This window comes from Nonomuraea sp. NPDC050680, assembly GCF_040654555.1.
Classification (GTDB): Bacteria; Actinomycetota; Actinomycetes; order Streptosporangiales; family Streptosporangiaceae; genus Nonomuraea.
Genome location: NZ_JBFAIF010000016.1, coordinates 151,858 through 175,379, shown reverse-complemented (window position 1 = coordinate 175,379; position 23,522 = coordinate 151,858). Strand labels below are relative to the sequence as shown.

At 68.6% G+C, this 23,522-nt stretch carries 22 protein-coding genes and 1 pseudogene; 4 read left to right on the top strand and 19 right to left on the bottom strand.

What is annotated here, in order from left to right; genetic code table 11:
• Positions 1–27: 27 nt before the first annotated feature.
• Genes AB0H88_RS38370 through AB0H88_RS38360 form a run of 3 tightly spaced genes read right to left on the bottom strand, consistent with a single transcriptional unit; the run spans position 28 to position 7,580 of the window.
• Positions 28–4,923: a DNA repair ATPase gene (locus tag AB0H88_RS38370; protein ID WP_357653369.1), complete on the bottom strand. Its 4,896-nt coding sequence runs from the start codon at positions 4,921–4,923 to the stop codon at positions 28–30.
• Between the two features lie 6 nt (positions 4,924–4,929).
• Positions 4,930–7,026, bottom strand: a complete 2,097-nt coding sequence (locus AB0H88_RS38365) for a flotillin family protein (protein ID WP_357653367.1) — start codon at positions 7,024–7,026, stop codon at positions 4,930–4,932.
• The gene (locus AB0H88_RS38360; RefSeq protein WP_357653365.1) at positions 7,026–7,580 is read right to left on the bottom strand and encodes a hypothetical protein; all 555 of its coding nucleotides are present in this window, start codon (positions 7,578–7,580) and stop codon (positions 7,026–7,028) included. Before AB0H88_RS38360 ends, AB0H88_RS38365 begins: the two co-directional genes overlap by 1 nt.
• A gap of 198 nt (positions 7,581–7,778) precedes the next feature.
• Here AB0H88_RS38360 and AB0H88_RS38355 point away from each other — a divergent pair, with 198 nt between their 5' ends.
• A complete protein-coding gene (locus AB0H88_RS38355) occupies positions 7,779–8,633 on the top strand; it encodes an NADP-dependent oxidoreductase (RefSeq protein ID WP_357653425.1) in 855 nt (284 codons plus the stop codon).
• Positions 8,634–8,715: 82 nt separating this feature from the next.
• Here the strand turns inward: AB0H88_RS38355 and AB0H88_RS38350 are convergent, their stop codons facing one another.
• Positions 8,716–9,234: a CGNR zinc finger domain-containing protein gene (locus AB0H88_RS38350; protein ID WP_357653363.1), complete on the bottom strand. Its 519-nt coding sequence runs from the start codon at positions 9,232–9,234 to the stop codon at positions 8,716–8,718.
• Between the two features lie 124 nt (positions 9,235–9,358).
• Between AB0H88_RS38350 and AB0H88_RS38345 the strand changes: the two genes are divergently transcribed.
• Positions 9,359–10,219 carry an alpha/beta hydrolase gene (locus tag AB0H88_RS38345; RefSeq protein WP_357653361.1) on the top strand — a complete coding sequence of 287 codons (861 nt, stop codon included), beginning with the start codon at positions 9,359–9,361 and terminating at the stop codon, positions 10,217–10,219.
• Between the two features lie 97 nt (positions 10,220–10,316).
• On the opposite strand, the gene AB0H88_RS38340 is transcribed toward AB0H88_RS38345, so the two are convergent.
• The 8 genes from AB0H88_RS38340 to AB0H88_RS38305 form a co-directional block, all read right to left on the bottom strand.
• A complete protein-coding gene (locus tag AB0H88_RS38340) occupies positions 10,317–11,231 on the bottom strand; it encodes an aminoglycoside phosphotransferase family protein (protein WP_357653359.1) in 915 nt (304 codons plus the stop codon).
• A gap of 321 nt (positions 11,232–11,552) precedes the next feature.
• Positions 11,553–12,101 carry a hypothetical protein gene (locus AB0H88_RS38335; protein ID WP_357653357.1) on the bottom strand — a complete coding sequence of 183 codons (549 nt, stop codon included), beginning with the start codon at positions 12,099–12,101 and terminating at the stop codon, positions 11,553–11,555.
• A 211-nt stretch (positions 12,102–12,312) separates the two neighbouring features.
• Positions 12,313–12,495, bottom strand: coding sequence for a hypothetical protein (locus AB0H88_RS38330; RefSeq protein WP_357653355.1), 183 nt, complete (start codon positions 12,493–12,495; stop codon positions 12,313–12,315).
• A 349-nt stretch (positions 12,496–12,844) separates the two neighbouring features.
• Complete coding sequence (locus AB0H88_RS38325; protein WP_357653354.1) at positions 12,845–13,861, bottom strand: MBL fold metallo-hydrolase; 1,017 nt, start codon at positions 13,859–13,861, stop codon at positions 12,845–12,847.
• A 161-nt stretch (positions 13,862–14,022) separates the two neighbouring features.
• The gene (locus AB0H88_RS38320) at positions 14,023–14,415 is read right to left on the bottom strand and encodes a hypothetical protein (RefSeq protein ID WP_357653352.1); all 393 of its coding nucleotides are present in this window, start codon (positions 14,413–14,415) and stop codon (positions 14,023–14,025) included.
• A 101-nt stretch (positions 14,416–14,516) separates the two neighbouring features.
• Positions 14,517–15,788, bottom strand: coding sequence for a hypothetical protein (locus AB0H88_RS38315; protein ID WP_357653350.1), 1,272 nt, complete (start codon positions 15,786–15,788; stop codon positions 14,517–14,519).
• Between the two features lie 69 nt (positions 15,789–15,857).
• Entirely contained in the window at positions 15,858–16,736 is an 879-nt protein-coding gene (locus AB0H88_RS38310) for a 1,4-dihydroxy-2-naphthoyl-CoA synthase (RefSeq protein WP_357653348.1), read from the bottom strand.
• A gap of 9 nt (positions 16,737–16,745) precedes the next feature.
• Positions 16,746–17,258, bottom strand: a complete 513-nt coding sequence (locus AB0H88_RS38305; RefSeq protein ID WP_357653346.1) for a PadR family transcriptional regulator — start codon at positions 17,256–17,258, stop codon at positions 16,746–16,748.
• A gap of 76 nt (positions 17,259–17,334) precedes the next feature.
• On the opposite strand from AB0H88_RS38305, the gene AB0H88_RS38300 reads away from it, so the two are divergent.
• Positions 17,335–17,919, top strand: a complete 585-nt coding sequence (locus tag AB0H88_RS38300; protein ID WP_357653344.1) for a hypothetical protein — start codon at positions 17,335–17,337, stop codon at positions 17,917–17,919.
• A gap of 52 nt (positions 17,920–17,971) precedes the next feature.
• Here AB0H88_RS38300 and AB0H88_RS38295 read toward each other — a convergent pair whose 3' ends face one another.
• Together AB0H88_RS38295 and AB0H88_RS38290 are read right to left on the bottom strand one after the other, a co-directional pair.
• On the bottom strand, positions 17,972–19,174 hold the full coding sequence (locus tag AB0H88_RS38295; protein ID WP_357653342.1) for an alpha/beta hydrolase: 1,203 nt from the start codon (positions 19,172–19,174) through the stop codon (positions 17,972–17,974).
• 201 nt (positions 19,175–19,375) lie between these two features.
• Positions 19,376–19,708 carry a metalloregulator ArsR/SmtB family transcription factor gene (locus tag AB0H88_RS38290; RefSeq protein WP_225301381.1) on the bottom strand — a complete coding sequence of 111 codons (333 nt, stop codon included), beginning with the start codon at positions 19,706–19,708 and terminating at the stop codon, positions 19,376–19,378.
• Positions 19,709–19,794: 86 nt separating this feature from the next.
• On the opposite strand from AB0H88_RS38290, the gene AB0H88_RS38285 reads away from it, so the two are divergent.
• Positions 19,795–19,965 (top strand): DUF3073 domain-containing protein, encoded by a 171-nt coding sequence (locus tag AB0H88_RS38285; RefSeq protein ID WP_357653340.1) that lies wholly within the window; start codon positions 19,795–19,797, stop codon positions 19,963–19,965.
• On the opposite strand, the pseudogene AB0H88_RS38280 reads toward AB0H88_RS38285, so the two are convergent.
• The 5 genes and pseudogenes from AB0H88_RS38280 to AB0H88_RS38260 form a co-directional block, all read right to left on the bottom strand.
• Positions 19,928–20,179, bottom strand: a pseudogene (locus AB0H88_RS38280) (cytochrome P450); the annotation flags it as partial. The gene AB0H88_RS38285 and the pseudogene AB0H88_RS38280 sit on opposite strands and share 38 nt — an antisense overlap.
• A 31-nt stretch (positions 20,180–20,210) precedes the next feature.
• Complete coding sequence (locus tag AB0H88_RS38275; RefSeq protein WP_357653338.1) at positions 20,211–21,617, bottom strand: LCP family protein; 1,407 nt, start codon at positions 21,615–21,617, stop codon at positions 20,211–20,213.
• 114 nt (positions 21,618–21,731) lie between these two features.
• Complete coding sequence (locus tag AB0H88_RS38270; protein WP_357653336.1) at positions 21,732–21,998, bottom strand: DUF6510 family protein; 267 nt, start codon at positions 21,996–21,998, stop codon at positions 21,732–21,734.
• A 139-nt stretch (positions 21,999–22,137) separates the two neighbouring features.
• A complete protein-coding gene (locus AB0H88_RS38265; protein WP_357653334.1) occupies positions 22,138–22,863 on the bottom strand; it encodes a ferredoxin reductase in 726 nt (241 codons plus the stop codon).
• Positions 22,864–23,463, bottom strand: a complete 600-nt coding sequence (locus AB0H88_RS38260) for a molybdopterin-dependent oxidoreductase (protein ID WP_357653332.1) — start codon at positions 23,461–23,463, stop codon at positions 22,864–22,866.
• Between the last annotated feature and the right edge of the window lie 59 nt (positions 23,464–23,522).

Sequence of the window (23,522 nt, the reverse complement as noted above, 5' to 3'; positions counted from 1 at the left end):
CGCCGCGGTGACCCGAGGTGACGCGCGTCAGTCCGCTGTGTTCTCCCTGATGGCCGTGCCGACCTCGCCAACCCGGTCGGCGAGCAGGCCGAGGGCACCCACGGCCCTGGTCATCGGGTCGTCCTCGGCGCCGCCGAGCGCCTTGGCGCGCAGGTAGGCCGCCTTGAGATCGCGCCAGCGGGCGGCCTGGGCGGGGGTGAGCCGGCCGCGCAGCTCGGCGAGCTTGAGCAGGTTGGCCTCCGCGTCGCTCGTCAGGGTCTGCGCCTCGCCGAGGTAGTGGTCGTCGATGACCGCCTCCAGCTCGGCCTCGTTCATGGCGGGCACGATCCGCTCGGCCAGCTTGTTCATGTTCCGGTACGAGCCCTGCAGGCGGAACGGCGGCTCGGTGCGGGCGGCGTCGGACTGTCCGGCCGAGGCGATGTAGGCCTGGTTGTTGGCCAGCACGACCTCCTGCACCCGCACCAGTTTGCGCAGCACGCTGAGGATCTGGTCCAGCTCGGTCTTGGCGTAGGGGTGCCGGAGCTGGTCCGGCCGGGCGCTCTGGTCGCCGCGCGCCAGCCGTACCAGGAGCTCGACGTCGGCCCGGTCACGGGCGGAGAGCGGCGCGAGCACCGGGTTGGAGGTGAGTGCGTTGTCGATGTAGCTCAGCGCGAACAGCTCGTCCTTGCCCGACAGCACGTCGCCGAGGTTCCACACGTCGGCGCGGTTGGCGAGCATGTCGGGGATGCGGAAGCGCCGGCCCGACTCGGTGTACGGATTGCCCGCCATGCACACCGCGAACCGTTTGCCGCGCAGGTCGTAGGTGCGGGTGCGGCCGTTCCAGACGCCCTCGATCCGGCGCTGGGCGTCGCAGAGCGAGATGAACTTCTGCAGCAGCTCGGGCGAGGTGTGCTGGATGTCGTCCAGGTACAGCAGCGTGTTGTTGCCGGTCTCCAGGGCGAAGGAGATCTTCTCGACCTCCTGCCTGGCCGTCGCGTCGGGCGCCTCCGCCGGGTCGAGCGAGGTGACGGCGTGGCCGAGCGCCGGGCCGTTCACCTTGACGAAGACCAGGCCGAGCCGGCTGGCGACGTACTCCATCAGCGTCGTCTTGCCGTAGCCCGGCGGCGAGATGAGCAGCAGCAGGCCCATCTGGTCGGTCCGCTTGTCCCCGCCGGCGGCGCCCAGCTGCTTGGCCAGGTTGTCGCCGATCAGCGGCAGGTACACCTCGTCGAGCAGCCGGTTGCGGACGAACGCGCTCATGACCTTGGGGCGGTACTCCTCCAGCCGCAACCGGGCCCGCTCGGCGGTCACCAGCTCGGTGCGCCGCTTCTGGTAGGCCCGGTAGGCGGGGACGCGTTCGGTACGGAAGCGGCGGGTCCTGGCCAGGGTCTCGTCCAGACGCAGCTCCAGCTTGCGGTCGGCGACGCGCGGGTGGGTGCCCAGCAGGCCCTCCACCGTGGCGGTCAGTGTGGCGCTGGAGTCGTGGTGGGGCAGGTCGCAGAGCTGTACGGCGATGGACTCGGGCACCTCGGGGCCCTTGCCGAAGGCGCCGATCCAGGCCCGAGCCAGCTCCAGCCGCTCGGGCAGTGCCACGGCCTTGAGATCGTCCTCGAACTCGCGTGACCTGGCCGGGCCGAGCGCCTGGTGGAAGCCCTGGAGGAGGGAGCGGGCCGCCGCGCTGGTCACGAAGCCGGTGGGCTGGGTGGCGAGCTCTTCGACGAGGTACTCCCCGGCGAGCGAGGCCGTCTCGCCGGGCCGTGAGTCGGGCCGTGAGTCGGGCCGTGAGCCGGGCCATGAGCCGGGCCATGAGCCGGGCCCTGAGCCGGACCCTGAGTGGAATGCGGCGATGTGCGAGCCCAGTTCCGTTGCCAGAGCGGCAATCTCCGGTGTGGGGCCGAAGACCGTGCGGGCGCGCACCAGCGACACGGCCCGTGTGGCCAATGTTTTACGTGAAACCTCGTCCACCCCGAACGCCCAGTACAGCTGCGCCGCCGCCCGAGCGTCCGGCGGATACCGCAGCAGCCCGGCTCCCTCCCGGAGCCGCAGCAGCGTGTCGAGGATGGCGGCCGCGTCGTGGTCGTGGACGCCGCGTTCGTACCCCTCGTCGTAGCGCTGTTCGGCCGCCTGCCGTACGAGGTCCTGGAGCGGCCCGCCCGGCACCGCCACGTCGAGCAGCGAGGCGGCCAGGTGCTCGGCGCGGTAGACCTCCGGGGTCTCCGAGGCGAGCAGTTGGTCCCAGAAGGGACGGGTGTCGGCGAACGCGGCGGGCGCGGGGGAGCGGTAGTCGGTCCCGGTGATGGCGAAGTGCATGTCACCGTCGTGCGGCACCAGCGTGAGGTCGATCGGCTGGGTGTTGACCGCGAACCGGTGCCGGCCCAGGCGCAGCGTCTCGCCGCCGTCGGAGAACAGGTCGAGCCGGTCGCGCAGGGCCCGGCCGGCCTCCTGCTGCGCGGCCTTGACTCTGCCGTCGAGCTCCTCGGCCCGTACCGCGTCGCCGAGCCCGCGCAGCTCGGCGGCGACCGAGCGGAGCTTGGCCACCATCGGGTCGGTGGCGAAGAAGGTGTTGACGTCGTCGAGCGAGCCCAGCGACGGCAGCCGCCTGGTGATGCTGCCCAGGATGCGCTCGGCCGAGGCGAAGATCCGGTCGGCCCGGCGGGCGAGCTCGTCCAGCTGCGTCTGCTTGCGGGCCGAGAACGCCTCGTAGACGTCGTCCCGCTTGGCCGCGAGCCGGGCGGCGAAGTCGTCGAACTCGCCGAAGCGCGTCTCCAGCGCCTCCAGCCGCAGCATCAGCCTGCCGAGCTGCTCGTCGCACCGTTCCGGCGTGTCCGCCACCGCCAGCGCGCCGGTGATGGCCTGCCCGAGCAGCGCGAACTCGGCCGCGAACGCCGCCCGCCCCTCGGCCCCGAGCAGCTCCCGCCGGCGGCCGTCCAGGAGGGCCCGCGCCCGGTTCACGCCGCCGAGCACCTCGGCGATGCGCTCCAGGATGGAGGTGCGTACGGTGGCGTCGGCGATCTCGAGCGAGCCCACGACCTCGGTGACGACCTCCAGCCCTTCGGACTGGGTGGCCAGGCGTTCCGTGACGGGCTCGGCCTCGGCGACGGTGGTGATCGCGGCGGCCTCTGCGGCCAGCCGCTCGACCGCCTCGTGGTAGCCGGTGAACGCGTCGGCCCCCTGGAGGAACACCACGGCCCGCTGCCCCACGGAGACCAGCTCGTCGGCCAGCGATCCGGCCAGCTTGTCCAGCTGGGCGAGGTCGAGGTAGCGGACCTCGCGCAGCGTCACCAGGCGGCCCTGGGCCCGGCGCAACGTGGCCAGCAGCGTCACCCAGGCGTCGGCGGTGGCGGGGGTGTCGCCCCGGGCCTGCCGGACGAGCCGGGTGGTCTCCTCCGTGGCCTCGGCTAGGGTACGGGCGGCCTGGCGGGTGAGCGCCTCCACGTGCTCGTACTCGTCGAGTACCTGCTCGGCGGTGGCCCGTACCTCGGAGAGCGGGGCGCGCAGGCCCTGCTCGCCGAGCCAGTGGTAGTGGTCGAAGGCCCGCGTACAGGCGGCGATCAGCGCCTCGAACGTGGCGGCCGACGGCGCCATCTCGCCGATCATGCGGGCCACCGACAGGCAGTCGGAGATACCGCGCACCAGCTCGGCGTTGCCGATGCGCTCCAGCGGACCGGTGCCGGTGGGCTGGGCGGCGGCGTAGGTGTCGGAGACGTACGGCGTCTGCCAGACCTGCATGGGGTGGACCCGTGTCGGCTCCTCGGAGGTGGCGCGGAAGACCACCATCGTGCCGTCGTCGAACAGGGAGTAGCCGTGGCAGACGATGGGGTTGGCCACCTCCTTCCTGATGACGTTGTAGGGCAGGAGCAGGGAGCGGCCGTCGCCCCTGGCGTGGAAGACGTACAGGACGTCCTCGCCGTTGGGGGAGCGGACCACCCGGTCGAACTCCAGGTCCGTGACGTCTGTGTCGAACGTCTTGCTGACCCCGGTGGCCAGGTAGTAGCCACCGGGGAAGATCAGCCCCTGGTCCTCGGGGAGGCGCTGGCAGGCCTGGCCGATACCGTCGAGCCTGGTCACGGCCTTGGTGCGGGTGTTGAAGACCAGGTGGCGCCAGTCGGTCTCCTTGTACGGCCGGATCCTGATCAGGATGAGCGGGCCGATGACGGCGTGCTCGACGTCGGCGTCGGCCAGGCTCTGGAGGGGTTCGGCCACGGGCTCGGCGTAGATGCCCTCGCCGGTCTCGGTGTTGTTCTCGATCTTGATGGTGAGGTCGCCGCCGACCGTTTCGACGAACACCTCGTCGCGGATGGAGATGTGCGGGTGGCGGCCGAGCACGTGGTCGTCGCGGGTGGCCGGGATCCACGCGAAGTCGTGCGAGGGCGGGAAGGCATGGTCCCGCTCACCCCTGTTGTCCTGATATTTCGTGACTCCTTGGGGGTCGACCGTCCATCTGAAGACCCGGGTGTCGGCCGGGCCGGTCTGGAAGACGGCCAGCAGCTTGCCCTCGACGCGTCTGAGGTGGTGGAGCCTGGACTCCTTGTAGTAGCGGTACAGCTCGGCGAAGTCCTTCTGGAACGCCGGATCCTCCAGGGCGGGGAGGCGGTCGGGGTCGAACCTGAAAGCGTCGCCGTCCCTGGTGAAGCGGTGCACGGAGAAGACGTCGGCGACCGTGGTCTCCGGCTTCAGGCCGATGAAGACGTTGTAGCCGAACAGCATGACGCCGCCCAGCGAGACGATGTCCCGGGGGACGCAGTTGTTGTCCGTACGGATGCGCTCGGTGCCGAGCAGGCGGAGCTCCGTGCCACCGAAGACGGTCAGGCGCTGGGCGTTGACCCCTTCGGCGGCACTGGCCAGGGACTTGGCCTGGGCTTCCAGCCGGGACTTGAGCACCTCGTAGGTCCCGGCCTCAAGCCCGCTGGTTCCAGGCTCCGCCGTCTGTACGTCGTCGGTCACGCGCGATCAGACCTTCGCGGCGGTGAGCGCGGCCACCGGGGAGTCGGCCACACCCAGGCGGCGGGCCGTCTCCAGGAGCTCGCCGAGCGGCCCCGAGTCGGGCCCGCCGTTCTGGATGAGCCGGAGCAGCAGCGCCGACACGGTCAGGTTCTTCAGGTCCTCGGTGCTCACGCCGTTGACCAGCGCGCTGAGGTCCCCCGCGAGGCTGGCCGACCCGTTGAGGTACGGCGCCGCCAGCGTGCCGGCGACCTGCGAGTGCTCCACGAACCCGTCCACCACCTTGCCCGCGGTGATCGAGCCCACGACCTTGTCGAAGAACATCGTGTCGCCGCCGACGATGTCGATGTTCGCCTTGGCCAGACCGGCGGCCAGCACGCTCGCCTGCGACTCCGCCACCTGCCGCGTGACGTCGATCTGCTTGAGGCGTACGTCCTTGTCGGCCTCCAACCGCAGGCGGAACTCCTCGTGCCCCCGGCTCGCGTCGTCGAGCGCGGCCATCGCGGCGGCCTTCTCGGTCAGGCCCTCGGCCTCGGCCTTGAGCTTCTCGCCCACCGCCGTCGCGGCGGCCAGGGCCATCGCCTGCTCGCCCTCGGCCCGCGCCTTGAGCCGATCGCCCTCGACCATGGCCATGGACCTGGCGCCCTCCGCCTCGGCCCGCAGCCTCTCGGCCAGGACCGCCGCCTCCGCGCGGCCGACCTTCTCGATCGCCTCCGCGTCACGCTCCTTGACCTGGACATCGGCCAGTCCGGCCGCCGCCGACTCGGCTTGGATACCCTCGGCCAGCCTGATCTTGGCTCGGGTGTCGAGCTCGGCGGCCTGCTGCCTGGCCTCGGCCAGCGTCAGCTCCTCGCGGGCCTTGAACTTCGAGGCAGCCTCCGCGGCCTCGGCCGCCTTGATGCCCTTGACCAGGTTCTCCTGCGCCTCGGCCTCGGCGGCGATGATCACGCTCTGGCGGGTGCGCTCGGCCTCCTCGACCACGCGCAGCCGCTTGATGCTCTCCTCCTGCTCGGCCACCGTCTTGTCGACGGCGATCCGCTCGCGTACCACCTCGGCGATCGACCGCTTCTCGGTCTCGACCTCTTTGTCCTTGGCGATGCGTGACAGCTCGGTCTCCCGCTCGCGGGCGATGATCTCCAGCATGCGGTCCTTCTCGATCCGCTCGGTCTCGATCGCGATCACCCGCTCGCGGTTCTTCTCCGCGACGGCGACCTCACGGGCCCGGTTCTCGTGCTGTACGCCGAGCTGCTCGTCGGTCTTGATGTTGGCCGACTGCGACTTCAGCCGCTCCTCGGCCGCCACGCGGGCGATCTCCGCCTCCTCGCGGGCCTTCATCGTCTCGATCTCGCGCCGCTGCTTGACCTCGGCGTCGGCCTGCCGGCGCTGCAGCTCCAGGATCGCCTCGCGGGCGTCCACGTTCTGGCGGGTGATCTCCTTCTCCTCGCGGCGCTGGAACTCGTTGGTCCGTACGTGCTCGATCGCCGTCAGCTCGGTGATCTTGCGGATGCCCTGGGCGTCGAGGATGTTGCTCTTGTCCAGCGCGGCCAGCGAGGTCTGCTCCAGGTAGTCGATGGCCGCGTCCTCCAGGCTGTAGCCGTTGAGGTCGGTGCCGATGAGCCGGATGATCTGGTCACGGAACTCGTCACGCTTGGTGTAGAGATCGACGAAGTCGAGCTGCTTGCCGGCGGTCTTGAGCGCCTCCGAGAACTTCGCGTTGAACAGCGCCTGCAGGGTCGACTCGTCGCTGGCCCGGACGGTGCCGATGGCCTGGGCGACCTTGATGACGTCCTCGGCGGTCTTGTTGACGCGTACGAAGAAGGTGATCTTGATGTCGGCCCTGATGTTGTCCCGGCAGATCAGCCCCTCGCGGCCGGTCCGTTCGATCTCGATGGTCTTCACCGAGATGTCCATGATCTCGGCCTTGTGAAAGACAGGGAGCACAGTGGCCCCGGTGAACGTCACGTCGACCTTGTTGACCTTCGAGATGATCAGTGCCTTGCCCTGCTCGACCTTCCGGAAAAGGCGGCTGATGGCGGCGAGTAAGCCGATCACGATGACCAGCACGACAGCGAGGAATATGCCGAACCCGGTGGAGATGACGTCCATCAATGCTCGCTTTCGTAAGGCATGACCCAGAAGAATTCGCCGTTGGTGTCGTATTCGAAGATGAGCGCGTTGTCGCCGCGCGCGAGCCGGTCCTGGCCCGTCGTCCTGACCTGGACGACGGCCGAGGAGCCGTCGGGCGCGGTGACCTCGGCCTGGCCGAAGTCGGCGCTCGCCTGGCCGGTGCGGATCACGCACATCTGGCCGACGAAGTCACCGCGCGACGGGCGCCGAGCGTCGGGGAGGAGCCGCCGCAGCGGGCTGAGCAGCGCCCGCGTGCCCAGCCAGGCCCCGAGCAGAGCAAGGATGGGTACGGCCGGGAGCGCGATACCCGGTGCCACCTGGCTGCCGATCAAGGTGAGCAGCCACGCGAAGGCGATCAGTAGTGAGAGGGCGATCCCGGCGGGCACCCCGCCCAATCCCAGCCAGGGCGCCTCGCCGTCTTCGACGTCGAAGAGGCCGGTTATGACAATGAACCAGTAGGCGGCGACCACGACGAGAAGGAAGGTGAATACCACCGTCGGGAAGCTCAGCACGACATGTAAGAACTCGGTCATCGAACCCCGGATACCCCGTCCCCCTGTGATGTCCGTCGGACTATATACAGATAAAGCGGGACTAAAGCCGAAAGTTCCCGAAATGCGATCTGACTTGACCTCAAGTGCAGTTGAGGATGCAGAGTCGTCCCCATGAGTGGAAATTTCATGAAAGCGGCGGCGTTTGCTGAGTTCGGGGGACCTGAGGTCCTCAGCGTGATGTCCCGGCCCATGCCGGAGGCCGGGCCGGGCCAGGTCCGGGTACGGATCAAGGCCGCCGGGATGCAGCCCTTCGACACGGCGGTGCGGGCCGGTTGGACGCCGCCTGGTTTCACCGATCCGTTGCCGCGGATCCCCGGCAACGAGTTCGCGGGCGTGATCGACCAGGTGGGGCCGGGTGTGAGCCTCGAGGTTGGCGCCGAGGTGCTCGGCTTCTCGCTGCTGAACAGCTACGCCGAGTACATCGTGGTCCCCGCCACCGATGTGACCCCCAAGCCCCCGGACCTCCCCTGGGAGGTGGCCGGCGCGCTGACCGCCGCGGTGCAGACCGCCGACATCGCCATCGACCAGCTGAACCCGGCCACGGGCGAGACGCTCCTCATCCACGCAGCCGCCGGAGCGGTCGGCTCGGTCGCCGTCCAGCTCGCCGTCCGTAGGGGCGCCACCGTGATCGGCACCGCTCGCGAGGAGAACCACGCCTACCTACGCGATCTGGGCGCCATCCCCGTCACCTACGGGGACGGCCTCGCCCCCCGGGTGCGCGCACTCGCGCCCGGCGGGGTGGACGCGGCCCTGGACGGAGCGGGTGGCGCGGCGCTGGAGGTCTCCCTGGAGCTGGTCCCGAACCGTGGCCGCGTACTGACCATGGTCGACCACGACAGGGCGGCCGAGCTGGGCATCATGGTCACGAAGGGCGTCCGCACGGCTGAGCGTCTTGCCCGGTATGCCGCCCTTTGCGCGAAGGGGGAGCTGAAGTTCCTGATCCGCCGGACGTACCGGCTGGAGGAGGTGGCGGACGCGCACCGCGAGATCGAGACCCGCCACGGCCGCGGCAAGCTCGCCCTCCTCATCTGACCCGCACGCCGATCCTTCGGGCCGGTCAGCCCATCGTGCTCGGCAGGGGGTCGACCGGTCTTCCTGGGCTGGCTGGGCTGGGTCAGCCTGCGGTGCGCTGGCGTTGGTTGAACCGGCCCACCTTCGCCCGGTTGCCGCACGCTTCCATCGAGCACCAGCGGCGGCTGCCGTTCTTGCTCGTGTCGAGGAACCACAGCACACACTCCGGGTTCGCGCACTTGCGCACGCGCTCGGGCCGCTCGCGGAGGATCCGCACCAGGTCCGCCGCCGCCACCCACGCCGCATGCCACGCCGCCTCGTCCACGACGACCAGCTCGTACGGCTCAGGCGGCTCATGTGGCTGGTGCGGGTCGGCGGCGCGGATCAGTGGGCGGCGGCTGCCGTGGCCGAGCACGGCGTTGAGCCGCTTGGGCCCGCGGCCGTCCAGCACGGCCCGCAGGGCGGCACGCGCCTCCACCAGCCGATCCCGTACGCACTCCAGCTCGTCGCCACCCGGCAGCCCGTGATCGTCGAGCCAGGCCCGCACGCCATCGAGGTCGTCGAACTGATCGACCGGCACCCCATGCTCCGACCACGCGGTGTTCACCAGATCGAACGCCACAGACTCCCCACGAAGCGGCCGCACTCTCACAGGCTTTAACCTCTTAAATCAGTTTGACCGGTTAGTGGGCCTCATGCTATCACTTAACCATCAAAGCTTATTTAGACGGTTAAGAGGAGTCGCTATGACCACCCGCTACCGCACCACCGTCATCGACGGCCTGGACGTCTTCTACCGCGAGGCAGGCGACCCGTCGGCCCCCACGCTCGTACTGCTCCACGGCTTCCCCACCTCCTCGATCGCCTACCAGGAGCTGATCGCCGACCTGGCGGATGAGTTCCACCTGATCGCCCCTGACTACCCCGGTTTCGGGCACAGCTCGGCCCCGGCCGTCTCGGAGTGGGACTACACCTTCGACCATCTCGCCGATATCGTCGACCGGCTGCTGGACGGGCTCGGCGTGACCAGGTACGCCATCTACGTCCACGACTACGGCTCCCCCGTCGGCTTCCGCCTGGCTCTGCGCCATCCCGAGCGGATCACCGGCGTCATCAGCCAGAACGGCAACGCCTACGAGGATGGACTGACGCCCTTCTGGAAGGACCTCCGCGAGATCTGGGCGAATCCCTCCGAAGCCAACCTCGCAGCGCTGCGCGCCCAGTACACACGTGAGGCCACGCACTGGCAGTACACACACGGTGTCCCCGACGTCTCCCTGGTCAATCCGGACAAGGAGGCTCTCGACCAGGCCCTGCTCGACCGGCCGGGCGTTGACGAGATCCAGCTCGCGCTGTTCCTGGACTACGCCACCAATGTGGCCGCGTACCCGCGCTGGCAGGACTACCTACGCACGCACCAGCCGCCGCTGCTCGCCGTCTGGGGTCGCAACGACGAGATCTTCGGGCCTGAGGGCGCGAGGGCGTTCGCCCGCGACGTGCGGAACGCCCAGGTCCACCTCTTGGACGCCGGCCACTTCGCCCTGGAAACCCGCCGCCCCCAGATCGCCGCCCTCGTCCGCGCTTTCCTCCATGGCCTGTCCGACTGACCATGGCCTGTCCGACTGACCATGGCCTGTCCGACTGACCATGGCCTGTCCGACTGACCACGAGCCCTCTCCGGACGGGGACCTCGAGGACCGATATCTACAGGCGGTGATGGACCGCTTCGGCCACGGCGAGCTGGATCTCGTTGAGCTCCCGCTCGCCGTCAGCCACCTCCCAGAGCGAGTTCTGCAGCACCCGGCCGAGCGTCCACCCCGCGGCCCGCCGCCGATCCAGCCCGAGCCCGTCCACCATGAAGTCGAACCGCCGCAACACCGCCCGCCGTACATCCCCCGTCGCCACGACCTCCTCCCACCGGTTCCACAGTGCGGGCATCAGGTCGAATCCGGGATCCCCGGCGAGCGGCTTGGGATCGATGGCCAGCCACGGCTCCCGTACCCCGGCCAGCACGTTGTCGTAGTGCAGATCCCAGTGCAGCAACCGATCGCCCGGCTCACCCACCAGCTCGCGTACCGCCCCCGCGCAGACCTCCAACCAGTGCCGATCCCGCTCCCCGGGCAGCACCGCCACCGCGTCGGAAACACGCTCGAGCATGCCACCCGCGATATCCCCCAACCGGCGCATCCCCTGGGGAGCGGGCAGCACCACCAGCCGCCGAAGCAGTTCGGTGAGGATCTCCAGCGCCTTCATGACATCGGGCACGGACGACAAGGGCCGCTCGACGTCGAGCCGTTCGAGCAGCAGAGTGCCGGTGGCAGGATCCTCATCGATCAGCAACACCGACCCGTCACCCGCCCAGGCCCGCAGCCCGGGCCCCTCGCCGACGTTCTCGTGGCTCACGGGCTGCAACTTGAGCGCCGCCCGCGTCCCATCGGCCCGCACCACGGGCAGCACCAGCGACACCATCCCGTGCGCGGGCGCACCATCCAGCCGCAGGTCCCATTGCTCGAGATACCGCTCGGCCAGCGCCGGTAATCCCGCCGACCAGGCCCGCCCAGCCTCTCCCTCGTGCTTCACGTGAAACTCGGTCAACGCGGCAGGCACAACGATCTCCACCCACCCAGTCTGCCGCAAGCACCGGCCCAGCCATACCCAGGAACGTATGCAGTAGCCGTGCGCCTTCTGGACACCGGCCTGGTCCTCGACCACGCACCCCTCACCGACTGGCCCGCCAAAGACATGAGAGCTCCACGAGCGAAAGCGGGAGCGTTCTCGTTCGCCACGCGACCGGATGAGGTTGTACGCGGGCCGCTATGAACGCCACGAGCACCACCAGTCCGTACCTGAATGCGGTACAGCAGCCTTGTGTCGGCGAGCCGAAGAACCGCACCACGCCGAGTGCTACAGGTTGGACGCTAATCCCGGCCGGATGGAACCCTAGTCCAGTGCGCCATTGGCCAGAAGCGAGGCGGCCGCGTGCGGATCCATGAGGTTGGACCAGATCACCTCACCTGCATCGGTTTCGCGGTGGGGCATGACGTCGGGATACCAGCTGTCACGTTCGCACCCGGGAACGGCGTCGAGGACAGCTGCCTGCTCGGCGATGGTGACACTACCGATGATGCGGATGCCCACATAAGTCTCGTGGTCTTCCCGAGAACGTACGAGAACGGCGAGTGTGTAGCCGCTGAGATCCTCGCGCTCTTCGCGCCCGTTGAGCAGTGAGTTGACGACCAGCCTGTGAACGCAGCTCTCCATCCGAAGCATATGGCGCTCGACGTCTTCGAGTCGTAGGCGCGCCTCGTCGAGGAGATCGGGCAGCAAGCCGTCGGTGTGGGTATCGGTCGTCAGCGCCGGAGAGTTGCCGCTGTTATAGAGCTTGCGAGCGTGTCGTCCTCGCTCGACGAGGGCTGCATAGAAGTCGTCCGGGCTGCCGTCTTCCCGCCTGCCCGCCGCCACCGCCAGGGACAGCGATTGTCGGCCCACACTGCTCCTCTCCATCGCTGAATCTTGACCTTGAACAGGACGCTGTCGTCGACCGACGCGATCCGTTCCCTGGGGCCGTCTCCGGAGAACTGGGCGGAGGCCTTACGGAGCAAGGGATGTTCCAGCTCGTTCAGTGCCACCCGTGCGGGCGGGAGCTTGGAGAAGCCGAGGTCTTCGCGCAGGCAGCGGATGGTCGGACGAGTCGGATTCATCACCCGGACACCCCTCCCAGCTCCTCGATCTGCTCCTCGGTCAGCCCGGCGACGAGTGCGACCCGCGCCGCGTGTGTCCCGTCCAGTTGAGCCATCGCCTCCTGCATGGCCGCGTGCAACTCCGCCTGGCGGACCTGGAGATAGACCCGTACAGCCTGCGCGACGAACTCCTTCTTGGTCACGTGAAGGAAATGCGCTCCATGCGAGATCAGTTGGTCGGTCTCAGAATCGACTTTGAGCGGTGCGACATTCGATGCAGCCATGACATCCCTCCGGTACCCAATGGTACTTGTACCCGCGTGAGGAGATGGGATCCTTCGAGAAGGTACGCATGGGCTGGCCCCAAACGCCCGCAGGGCCTGCCGTACGTGATCGCCCACCACGTCGACTCACTCGATAGAGATCATGCCGTCACCGTCGGCTCCCTGGCGGCGGAACGCGATGCCGCCTCGCTGCCCGCCGCTCACCCCGCATGGAACATGGACAGCGCCCGCGCGGCATGCGTGGCGTTCCCGGGCTCCCGGTCGTCTGTCAGCAGCAGGCGTGGGCCGATCGCCTGGCTGAGGCCGCCGCAGCGGCTGGAGACGTGCCGGCGCTCGCCTCTTGGTCTTGGACGATGCGGCCGCGCAGCATGATCTCCATGACCTTCATGAAGCGCTGCGTCCTGGAACGGCCGATGACGAACGGATTCGCCGCTCCCGTGGACCCGGCCCGCAACTCCTCCATGCGCGCCCGGCTGTTGTCGGCGCCCCCGTGATTGTTCAGCTCGACGTCCACTCCTGCCTGCCTCATCCTGGAGGCGAAGGCGAGCGCGGAGGAGAGAAGGGTGCGCTTGTCCGTGGTCGCGGCGGGTGGCGCGGTCCCGCCCCACAACATCGCGGTGTGTCGTAGCCCCTTCCAGCGCACCGGGAAGATCGGCGAGACGGTGCCCGGCGTGTGGCCTGGCGTGTGGTGGAACGCGACTGTGGTGTCGCCGAGGGTGAGCCGCTGTCCGTCGGAGATCTCCAGGTCTCGCTTGGGCGCATTGGCCGGGCGATCGGCGGCGAGGAGGTTCCAGTCGGCTCGGCTCATCATGACTCGGGCGCCGTACTGGTCGGCGAGGAACTGGGCGCCGCCGAAATGATCGCTGTGGCCGTGGGCGACCACCACGTACTTGATCTTCGCTGGATCCACTCCCACAGAGCGCAGCCCAGGAACGATGATCTTTTCGGCGTCGTCCGGTGATCCCAGCGCGTCGATGAGGATGACGCCCTGGGAGGTGAGCAGGGCCGTGGCCTGGACGAAGCTGGTGCCCAGCACCGCGACGTCGTCGAAGATCCTCAGTGGCGCGAGGGGCTGCACGGGCGGCATCGTGAGGCCCGGCGTGAGCGCTTTGACCAGGGCCCGTAGCACCGGGTCGTCGCCGGCCAGCTTGGCCGCGCGGTCGTAGTAGTGCTGTGCGCTCTTGGGGGCGGCGGCCGATGCTTCGGCCTCGCGTCCCACCAGCGGCAGGAGGGCCGCGGCGGCCAGCAACGCACGGCGGGACGGGCTGGACTGCCCGAAGGACATGGGCGAACACCTGCTTTCACGGGCCAGGGACCTCAACGCGATCACGACCCCGATGGACGTCAATGCCCGCTTAGCAGACCAGAATCGATCTCCTTGCGTCCAATATTGGTATCTATCGTCCATCGATAAGGAAGTAGATATCAAGGCTGATCAGGCGCAAGTCAGCCGCCGACCAGCGGGACGAGCTTGACGAAGGAGACGACGGGGTCGGCGATCAGGTCGATCTCGGTGTCCAGGTCCTCGATCTGGCGGTCGCCGACCAGCAGCAGGAAGCCGTTGCGGGCGAACGCGGCCTCGGCGGCGTCGGCCTGACGCTCCCAGTTCAGCTTGCGCGCGGTTCGCATCCGGTAGCCGTTCAGCTCAGCCTCGGCGTCGCTCGGCTTGACCAGGCCGTGAAAATGGTGGGAGGGGGCGGCGTTGTATCGGGCCACCTCCTCGCGTACGCGCAGCCGTACCAGCTCGCGGGCCGAGATCCGCTCGGGCAGGTCCGGCAGGGAGAACTCCTCTAACGCCCGTCCTGCCGCCGTCTCATCGCGAAACGTCACCAACGCCATCGAAAACCACGCTTCCCTGCGAAGTATCGGATTATGGCGTAATTAATAACAGCGGTGGCCGACAGAATCGCGATCTCGGCTGCTTCTGAGGTTGGCCCCGTTCAGGGCCTGGTCGTGGAGCGGCGGCGCATGAGGAGGCCGCCTGCGCCCGCCGCTGCTATCAGGGCGGAGCCCGTCAGTACGAACAGGCGGCCGTCCGGACCGGCGTCGCCGCCCGCGCCCGTGTCGGCTCCCGCCTTCGGGGTGGCGGAAGGCTCTGTCTTGAAGGAGGTCTTGGACGATGACTTGGGCGTTGGGGACTTGGGCGTCGGGGACTTGGACTTTGTTGGGGTCGGTGTGGGGCTGCTGCCGCTGCCTGCCCCGATGGTGAGGGGGTACGTCTTGAGGCTGGTGGCGTCCTGAACCTCGCACTCGATGACGGAGGCGGTCGGTGAGGTGCCGATGTTGATGGCGGCCGGTTTCACCGTCGCCGAGCCCGAGTTCTTCGAGGTGGTCTTCATGTCGACGCTGGTGGGCAGCGTGATGGGGTCACCGTCGGTGACCGTTGTCAGGTCGGCTACTCCGGTCGCGGAGGTCAGCTCGGTGATGCCGGAGATCGAGGCGTAGGCGTACAGCTTGCTGCCGGCGGGCAGCCCGGTGGACGGGGCCTCGAGTTCGTAACCTGTCTCATAGGTGCCCGCCCAGCCGATCGAGAACTGTTCGCCGGTCTTGGGGGCGCTCGTCGGCATCGTCAGCGTGACCTTGACCTTGACGGTCTGCGGGGTGGCCTCCGTGCCGGTCTTGCAGGAGTAGGTCACCACGTCACCGGTCCCGGTCCCGGTGCCGCCCTGGCCGACCGTGATCACCACGCTGGTCGTGCTCGTGGTCGTGCACGAGGTCACCTCCGACGGCGCGCTGGCCAGGCTCAGCTTCAGGCTGCCCTGCTCGGTGGAGCCCTGGACCGTCACCTCGCCACCCGTCGTGGCGGTCACCGACACCGTACTCGTCACCTGTCCGGCCAGCACGGAGGTCAATCCGGAGGTGACGCTCGCCCCGGTCTTGCTGAGATCCGTGTGCGTTCCGCCGGTCACCATGAGTTTTCCGGCGACGTGGACCTGCGTGGTGGTGGTCGGTGCCGTGCGCAGCGTCAGAGCGGGAATGCGCCACTTGACGTCGAACGTGCCAGTCGCCGTATCCGGCATGGTGAGCGGCACGCTGAGCGTTGTGTCGCTGAACGGGCCGCCTGTACAGGTGTAGGACAGAGTGAGGGTCTTGTCGGCCATCGCTTGCGCGGGAGCTGGCAGGCATAACGCGATCACCGCGCCGACGAGCCACAGAGCGGACGTGTGCCTGAGAAAGCGGCGCCACACCGTGGATGCCGGCAACTGTCTCATCTCCATCCCATGCAGGGACCACAGGACGTATCAGAATTCCAGCCCATGGTCACGATTGGGTGGAGGTGGTCAGTAATGCCAGGGGAAGGGAGACCAGTCGGGTGAGCGCTTCTCCAGGAACGAGTCGCGGCCCTCGGCGGCCTCGTCCGTCATGTACGCCAACCGCGTCGCCTCACCAGCGAACACCTGCTGCCCCACCAACCCGTCATCGACCATGTTGAAGGCATATTTCAACATCCGCTGGGCCGTGGGCGACTTGCCATTGATCTTGCGGCCCCACTCCAACGCCCTCTTCTCCAGCTCGGCATGGGGGACGACGGCGTTCACCATCCCCATCCGGTGCGCGTCGGCGGCGGAGTAGGTGTCGCCGAGGAAGAAGATCTCGCGGGCGAACTTCTGCCCCACCTGCCGGGCCAGGTACGCCGACCCGAAGCCGCCGTCGAAGCTGGCCACGTCGGCGTCCGTCTGCTTGAAGCGGGCGTGCTCCTCGCTGGCCAGCGTGAGGTCCGACACGACGTGCAGGCTGTGCCCGCCGCCCGCGGCCCAGCCGGGCACCACGCAGATGACGATCTTGGGCATGAAGCGGATCAGCCGCTGCACCTCCAGGATGTGCAGCCGGCCGGTGGACGCCGAGCCGTCGGCGTACTGGTAGCCGTCCTTGCCCCTGATCCGCTGGTCGCCGCCCGAGCAGAAGGCCCAGCCGCCGTCCTTGGGCGAGGGGCCGTTGCCGGTGAGCAGCACGCATCCCACGTCCGTGGTCTGCCTGGCGTGGTCGAGCGCGCGATAGAGCTCATCGACCGTCTGCGGCCGGAACGCGTTGCGTACCTCGGGGCGGTCGAAGGCGATCCGTACGGTGCCCTGGTCGACCGCCCGATGATAAGTGATGTCGGTGAAGTCGAATCCCTCGACCACCTGCCATGCCTTCGGATCGAACAGTTCGGAGACCATGGGGCGAGCCTAACGGATCTGTCCTTCCGCCCATTCGGCCCACTGGCGTTGCGTGGTGCCGACGCGCAGGCCGTACTCCAGCGCCAGCCTTCCGAACACCGACAGGTTGTCCTGCCCGCTCTCCACGAAGTCCTTGATGCTCTCCATCTGTTCCAGACTCTTGGCCGCGATCTCGGACTGCCGCCGCAGATATTCCTTGGCCTGCTGCGGATCCACCTGGGCCAGGAAGAACACGCGCAGCAGCATCTCGCTGCGCATGGTCCTGACCGGTTCCACATCGGTGATCCAGTGGCGCAGCTCGGCCAGGCCCTCTTCGGTGATGGCATACTCCTTGCGGCCGCGCGGCCCCTCGGCCGCCACGCTCACCAACCCGGCGTCGGCCAGCTTGCCGAGCTCGGCGTAAAGCTGGCTCTGCGTGGCCGGCCAGACGTTCGCGAGGGAGACCTCGAACATCTTCATCAGGTCATAGCCGCTCGCCGGTCCTTCGGAAAGCAGGCCGAGCGCGGCGTGTCGAAGACTCATATTCCTATATTGACATATCGATGCCGCAAGTTCTACCTTCGACATGTCTACATAGGAACGTCGTAGGGAGCTTGAAATGCGCGGTCTGCTGGGATTCGCCCCCTGGATCCTCTACGCGATCATCGCCACCGGCGACGAGTGGCGCTGGGGCGCCATCACCGGCCTCATCATCGCGCTGGTCCTCGTCGTCGTGGACCGCCGAGCGGGGCGGGCGTGGGACGAGATGGTGATCGAGTCGAGCGCCGCGGTCTTCTTCGCCTGCCTCACGGTCTTCTCGCTGATCGATCCGCATTCGTTCCTCACGCCGTACGGCCCGGCGCTGGTCAACGTCTGGCTCGCGGGCACCGCCTGGGGCTCGCTGGCCATCCGCCGGCCCTTCACGCTCGGCATCGCGCGGACCATGGCGCCCAAGGAGGTCTGGAACACCCCGGCCTTCTACCGGGTCAACGCGGTCATCACCACGGTCTGGGCGAGCGCGTTCACCGTCGCCGCCGTGTCGCTGACCTTCGTGCTGGCCGCCGCGCCGCACGCGACGGCCGTGGTCATCGCCATCAAGGTGGTCACGTTCGCCGCCCCGGCCGTCTTCACCGCCCGCTACCCCAAGATCGTCCAGGCCCGCGCCCGCCGCGCGGCCGACGCCGGCACCGCTGCCGACAAGTAGGGACAAGTAGGGACGAGTAGGGAAAAGCAGGAGCGTCCTCGCCGTCAGGTTTCTAGGGGTTCTGGAAAAGGACCTCGGGGTTGGCGGTGGACGGGCCGTCCAGCAGTTGCTGGTGTTCGCCACGTAGGTGCTGGTCGAAGAAGGCGCCCACGTACGCTGTGGTGATCTCGCCCGACCGCGTTCCGGGGAGCGGCGCGGTGGGGTCGGTGATCCCTGCCTGCCCGCCCAGGATGGGCAGGTCGATGAAGGTGAAGTGGCCGGAGCCGGTCACGGTCAGCCAACGCTTCCAGCCGTCCAGGCGCCGCCAGTCTCGCGGCCAGCTCGTGTCAGTGGAGTCGGGCGAGTGCTGGGCCTTGGTGCCGAGCATGAGGAACGGCCGTTTGCCGAGGCCGGCGTTCGGAACCGGCGCGAAGAACGTGCCGTCCAGGTTCACCCCGGCGCGAACACGGCGGTCCGCGGCCATGACGCTCGCCGCGGCGTTGCCGCCGAGCGAGTGACCGGCGGCGCCGATTCGCTGCGGATCGATCATCTTCCAGCGCTTCCAGACGGGTGCCTGTCCGCCGGTGCGGGTCAGTTGGTCGATGACGAATGAAATATCGGCTGCCCGGCCGGCGGCGGCCTTGCCCAGCAGCTGCTTCTCCTCCTCATCGGAGGGAGCCTGCTCCACCGTCTCGCATGCGACGCAGGTCAGGGTGCGGCCGCCTGGGAACGTGGTGCCGTACGACTCGTAGGCGTGATCGACGAGTGCGACGACGTAGCCCTTGGAGGCGAGCTCCTCGGCGAGCGTGGTCAAGGTGGCGCGGTTGAGAGTGAAGCCCGGGGAGAGCACCACCAAGGGGTGCCTGCCGCCGACGGGACGGGCGCCGTCGCGTGCGTTCGTGCGCGTGTCGGCGAGCAGTTCGGCTTTGAAGAGGGTGTCCAGCTTCTGCCCCTTGAGAAGGAGCCGGGCCTCGTCCATGGTCATGTACGGAGCGGCGCTCCCGCCGGTGCCGGCCGGGTAGTACATGGACACCATCAGCTCACGCGCGCCCGCACGTGGCACCCACGGGTCGCGGCGCTTGCCGTCGACGAGATGCAGGGTGTCGCGCCCGACGTCGTACTGACCGCTGGGGTGAGGGATCGCCAGGCGCACGTCGGAACGGTTCGTAGAGGAGGCCGCGGCGGCCGGGAGCGACATCGAGACGGCCGTCGCGACCGACAGGGGCAGCGTCAGAGTGAGGAGGACGGCCACGGCGGTGCGGCGAGTTCTGATCATGGGTAGGAGCGTAAAAAGATCCCGAGGCGCCCGACACTGCCGAACGACCAGCTCCTGCTCCTACTTTCGTCGGGTTGACGGTGCGGTGACGGTGACCCGTGCGGGTGGATCCCGATCAGGAGACTCGGCTCCCGACTCCGGAGGACCTCGCCCCCGGCGGCGTGCCCGTACGGGTGTCGTCCCTCGGTCAGGGGATCTCGGTCAGGGGACCTCGGCTCGTAGTTCCGCGAGCAGCTCGCCCTGGTCGGCGAGCATGTCGGTGAGGATGCGGCGGGCGGCCCCGAGCAGGTCGGCCAGCTCGGGGGTGGCCAGCGTGTAGACGACGGTGCTGCCCTCGCGGATGGCGCTCACGATCCCGGCTCTTCGCAGCACGGCCAGCTGCTGGGAGAGGCTCGACGGCTCGATGTCGATCTGGGCCAGGAGTTCCCGGACGGGGAGCGGGCCTTCCTGGAGTAGCTCCAACACTCTGATGCGAGCGGGGTGGCCGAGAGTTCGGAAGAAATCGGCCTTGGCCTGGTAGACCTCCACGTGCATAGTGTCAGACTAATCCAGCGCACTTGCATAATTCTTCAAGTCGTAACGTTGTTGGCTAGGATGACAGCGGGGACTAGGGAGTAGCCATGGGCCGAGGAAGAGCTAAGGCGAAGCAGACAAAGGTCGCTCGCCAGCTTAAGTACACCGATCACAACATCGACTACGACCGGCTTCGCAAGGAGCTGGGCGCAGACTCGCCGCATGACGAGATGCACCCGCCTACGGCGTCCGAGCAGGGGTCCGAGCACGCGCGCTGACGCGTGTCAGCTTCGCAGGGGCAAGGGTGACGAGCTTGAGCCGCCTGGCCTCCGGCGCCGGATCCGGTGCGGAGAGCTCCAGGCGGCCCAGCACCTCTCGGAGGATGACGCGCATCTCCAGGAGGGCGAGTAGGGCGCCGACGCAGAAGCGCCGGCCGCCGCCGAAGGGCATCCACGCCTTGCCGTGTGCGGCGTCCGCGCCGTCCAGGAAGCGTTCGGACGCGTACGCGTCGTGAGCGGCGCGATCAGGACGCCGCGCAGGTGTCGTGTGTCGCGTCGAAGCCCTTCAGCGCCTCGGTGTCGTCGGTGCGCAGGGGCTTGGTGCCCTTCCAGTCGTCGCCGATCACCAGCACCAACCGGCTCGTCTGCGCTCCCGCCACCAACCGCGTCGTGGACGTGAGCAGGTCCTTGGTCAGGGTCGGGACGCTCGTCTCGCCGTTGGGCCCGTAGAAGATCGTCGTCTTGGCGTTCGGCTTGCGGGGCGTGTCGCCGATCTTGGTGATGTGGTAGCCCCGCTGCTCCAACGCGGCGGCCACCTGCGTGCCGAGGCCGGTGCGGTAGGTGCCGTTACGCAGCTCGATCTGCACCTTGGACCTGGGCACCTTGGTCTGCCCGCCCTTGACGCCCTGCACGCTCTCGTCCTTGGACACGATCTGGAACAGCTTCCCGGCCTGCGGCTGAACCCACTCCACCCGGCCCGGCTGGGTGAGTGAGTAGTGCCACGGCGTGGTGATGAAGCGGATCTGTCCCGCGTTGAGACCCTGCAGGCTGGTCGCCAGGTCCTTCATCACGCCGGGGGTGAGGTCGGGGTCGGTGGTGACGGCCTTGGTGCCGGCGTCGAGGAAGTTGAAGAGCTTGCCCGGGTCGGTGAGCGTCTGCCCGCTCATGACCTTCTTCACCATCGACGCGATGAACATCTGCTGGCGCTGGATCCGCCCGATGTCGGAGCCGTCGCCCATGCTGTAACGGGCACGGACGTAGCCGAGCGCCTGCTCGCCGTTGACCGTCTGCCGCCCGGCGGCCAGATGGAGCAGCGCCTTCTTGTCGTTGACCGCCTCGGGCAGGCAGATCTCCACGCCGCCCACCGCGTCGACCATGCTCTTGAAGCCGGTGAAGTCGACCTTGACGAAGTGGTCGATGTGGATGCCGGTGAGCGACTCGATCGTCTTCCAGGTGCAGGCGATGCCGCCGGAGTTGAACGACTCGTTGATCATGCCCAGGTGCGGCTGCTGCCCGGTCAGTCCGGCCTTGGCGCGGCAGGCTGGCAGCTGCACCAGCGAGTCGCGCGGGAAGCTGACGACCATGGCGTTGTCCCGCTTCGAGGAGATGTGCGCCAGCATGATCGTGTCGGTACGCTCACCCGCGACGCGGCGGCCGTACTTGGCGTTCTTGCCGTCGCGCTGGTCGGAGCCGACGATGAGCACGTTCATCGCGGTGTCCGCCACCTTGGGCGGACGGCTCGCGCCGAGGTCCTCGTCCGTGACGGCGTCGTGCTTCACGTTGCCGTACAACTTGAGGTAGACGCCGACCGCGACGCCCGCGATCACCAGCACGATCGTCATCACGATCGCGATCGTCCACCGCAGCCAGCGTTTGCGGCCGCGGGTCGGCGCTTGGGGGGATGGTGGCGCGTCCAGCAGTCCGCTGTTCACATGACTCCCATGGGACAGGGCCGCGGGCCGCCGCCCATGGCCAAGACCTCCGCCGTACAGATCTCGGCCGGTTGGACGTGCCCGAGTGTACTAAGCCGGATCGATTGAGATCCGCTATTCCGGCAGTCGCACGCGCAACGACACGGCGCCGCGCAGGTCGAGCCACGCCGCGCCCGGCCCCCGTACCAGGCGCAGCACGACCTCGTCGCAGCCGGGGCAGCGGGCGACCAGCCCCGGTTCGGGGCCATACACGCGGAGTTCGGCTACGGGGCCGGTCAGCCCGCAGCTCGCGCACCGTCCGACGGCCGCGGTGACGTCCACGGCGAAGATCTCGCTCAGCGGGCCGGCGAGGGCGTTGCCGTCCAGGTGTTCGGCGGTCATGTCAGCCTCCGGTCGGGGCGAAATGCTCGGCGGTCATGTAAGTCTCGGGTCGAAGCCTTGGGTGGTCAGGTCAGTCTCGGGCCGAAGCCTTCGGTCGTCAGGTCAGTCTCCGGTCGGGCCGAAGCGTTCGGTCGTCAGGTCAGTCTCCGGTCGGGCCGAAGCGTTCGGTTCTGATGCGCTCAGGCGCGTGCCCGAGTGCGAGCAGCAGGTCGGCGGTCGCCTCGACGAACCCCGTCGGGCCGCAGACGTAGCACTCCGGCTCGAAGCCGGCGGGCCAGCCGCCCTCCGCCAGGTCGTCCAGCAGGATGCGACCGGCCGGGCGGGGCCAGCCGTCCGGCACGGCCCGCGTGTAGATGTAGCCCACGTCGAGCCCGGCATCGGGACGGCGCAGCTCTTCGGCGTAGTAGCGGCTGCCGGGCTCGCGCAGTGAGTACAGCAGCCGGAACGGCACGCGGCTGCCCGCCCGGCGACGTGCGCGGATCATGGCCATCAGCGGGACGATGCCCGAACCGCCGCCGACCAGCAGCACCGGCGACGTGCTCTCGGGCCGCCAGACGAACCAGCCGCCGACCGGCCCCCGGATCTCCACCTGGTCACCGGGCTCTATGACCTCCGTGAGGTACGGCGAGACCTCCCCGTCGGGTACGCGTTCGACGGTGAGCTCGACCGTGTCGCCGTCGGCCGGGGCGGCCACCGAGTAACTGCGCTGGGCACTGTAGCCGTCGTCGGCGGTCAGCCGTACGTCCACGTGCTGGCCGGCCAGGTGTCCCGGCCACCCCGGCACCTGGAAGACCAGCGTGCGGGCGCTGTCGGTCTCGTCGCGCAGCGCGGTCAGCCTGGCGGGTAGCCAGGTCAGGCGGCGCACCTAGTCGCCCTCGTAGCGCTGCTCGCGCCACGGGTCGCCGTAGTTGTGATAGCCGGCGGTCTCCCAGAAGCCCGGCCAGTCCTCGTCGAGCAGCCGGATGCCGTGTATCCACTTGGCCGACTTCCACAGGTACAGGTGCGGCACCAGCAGCCGGGCAGGCCCGCCGTGCCGGGGTTCGAGCTCCTCGCCGTCGAACTTGTGGACGATCCACGCCTTGCCGTCGAGCAGGTCCTCCAGGGGGAGGTTCGTGGTGTAGCCGCCGTAGGAGTAGGCCAGCGCGTACTCGGCGGCCGACTCGACGTTCTCGAACAGCGTGTCCAGCGAGACGCCCTGCCAGCCGGTGCCGAGCTTGGACCACTTGGTCACGCAGTGGATGTCGACCGTCGGCGTCTCCTGCGGCAGCGCCATCAGCTCCGGCCAGGTCCACCGGTGGGTCTGCCCGGCCTCGGTGTCGATGGCGAACTCCCACCGCTCCAGCGGGATCCGCGGCGTCGGCCCCGCCGACAGCACCGGGAAATCGTCGACCAGGTATTGGCCAGGCGGCAACCGGTCGTCGTCGCCTCGGCGCCGACCCTGGAAGCCGCGCGAAATGATGCCCACCGGCACTCCCTTCAGCGATGCACCAGATCACGTTCGCACGTTCGGGTACGCGGTGCACT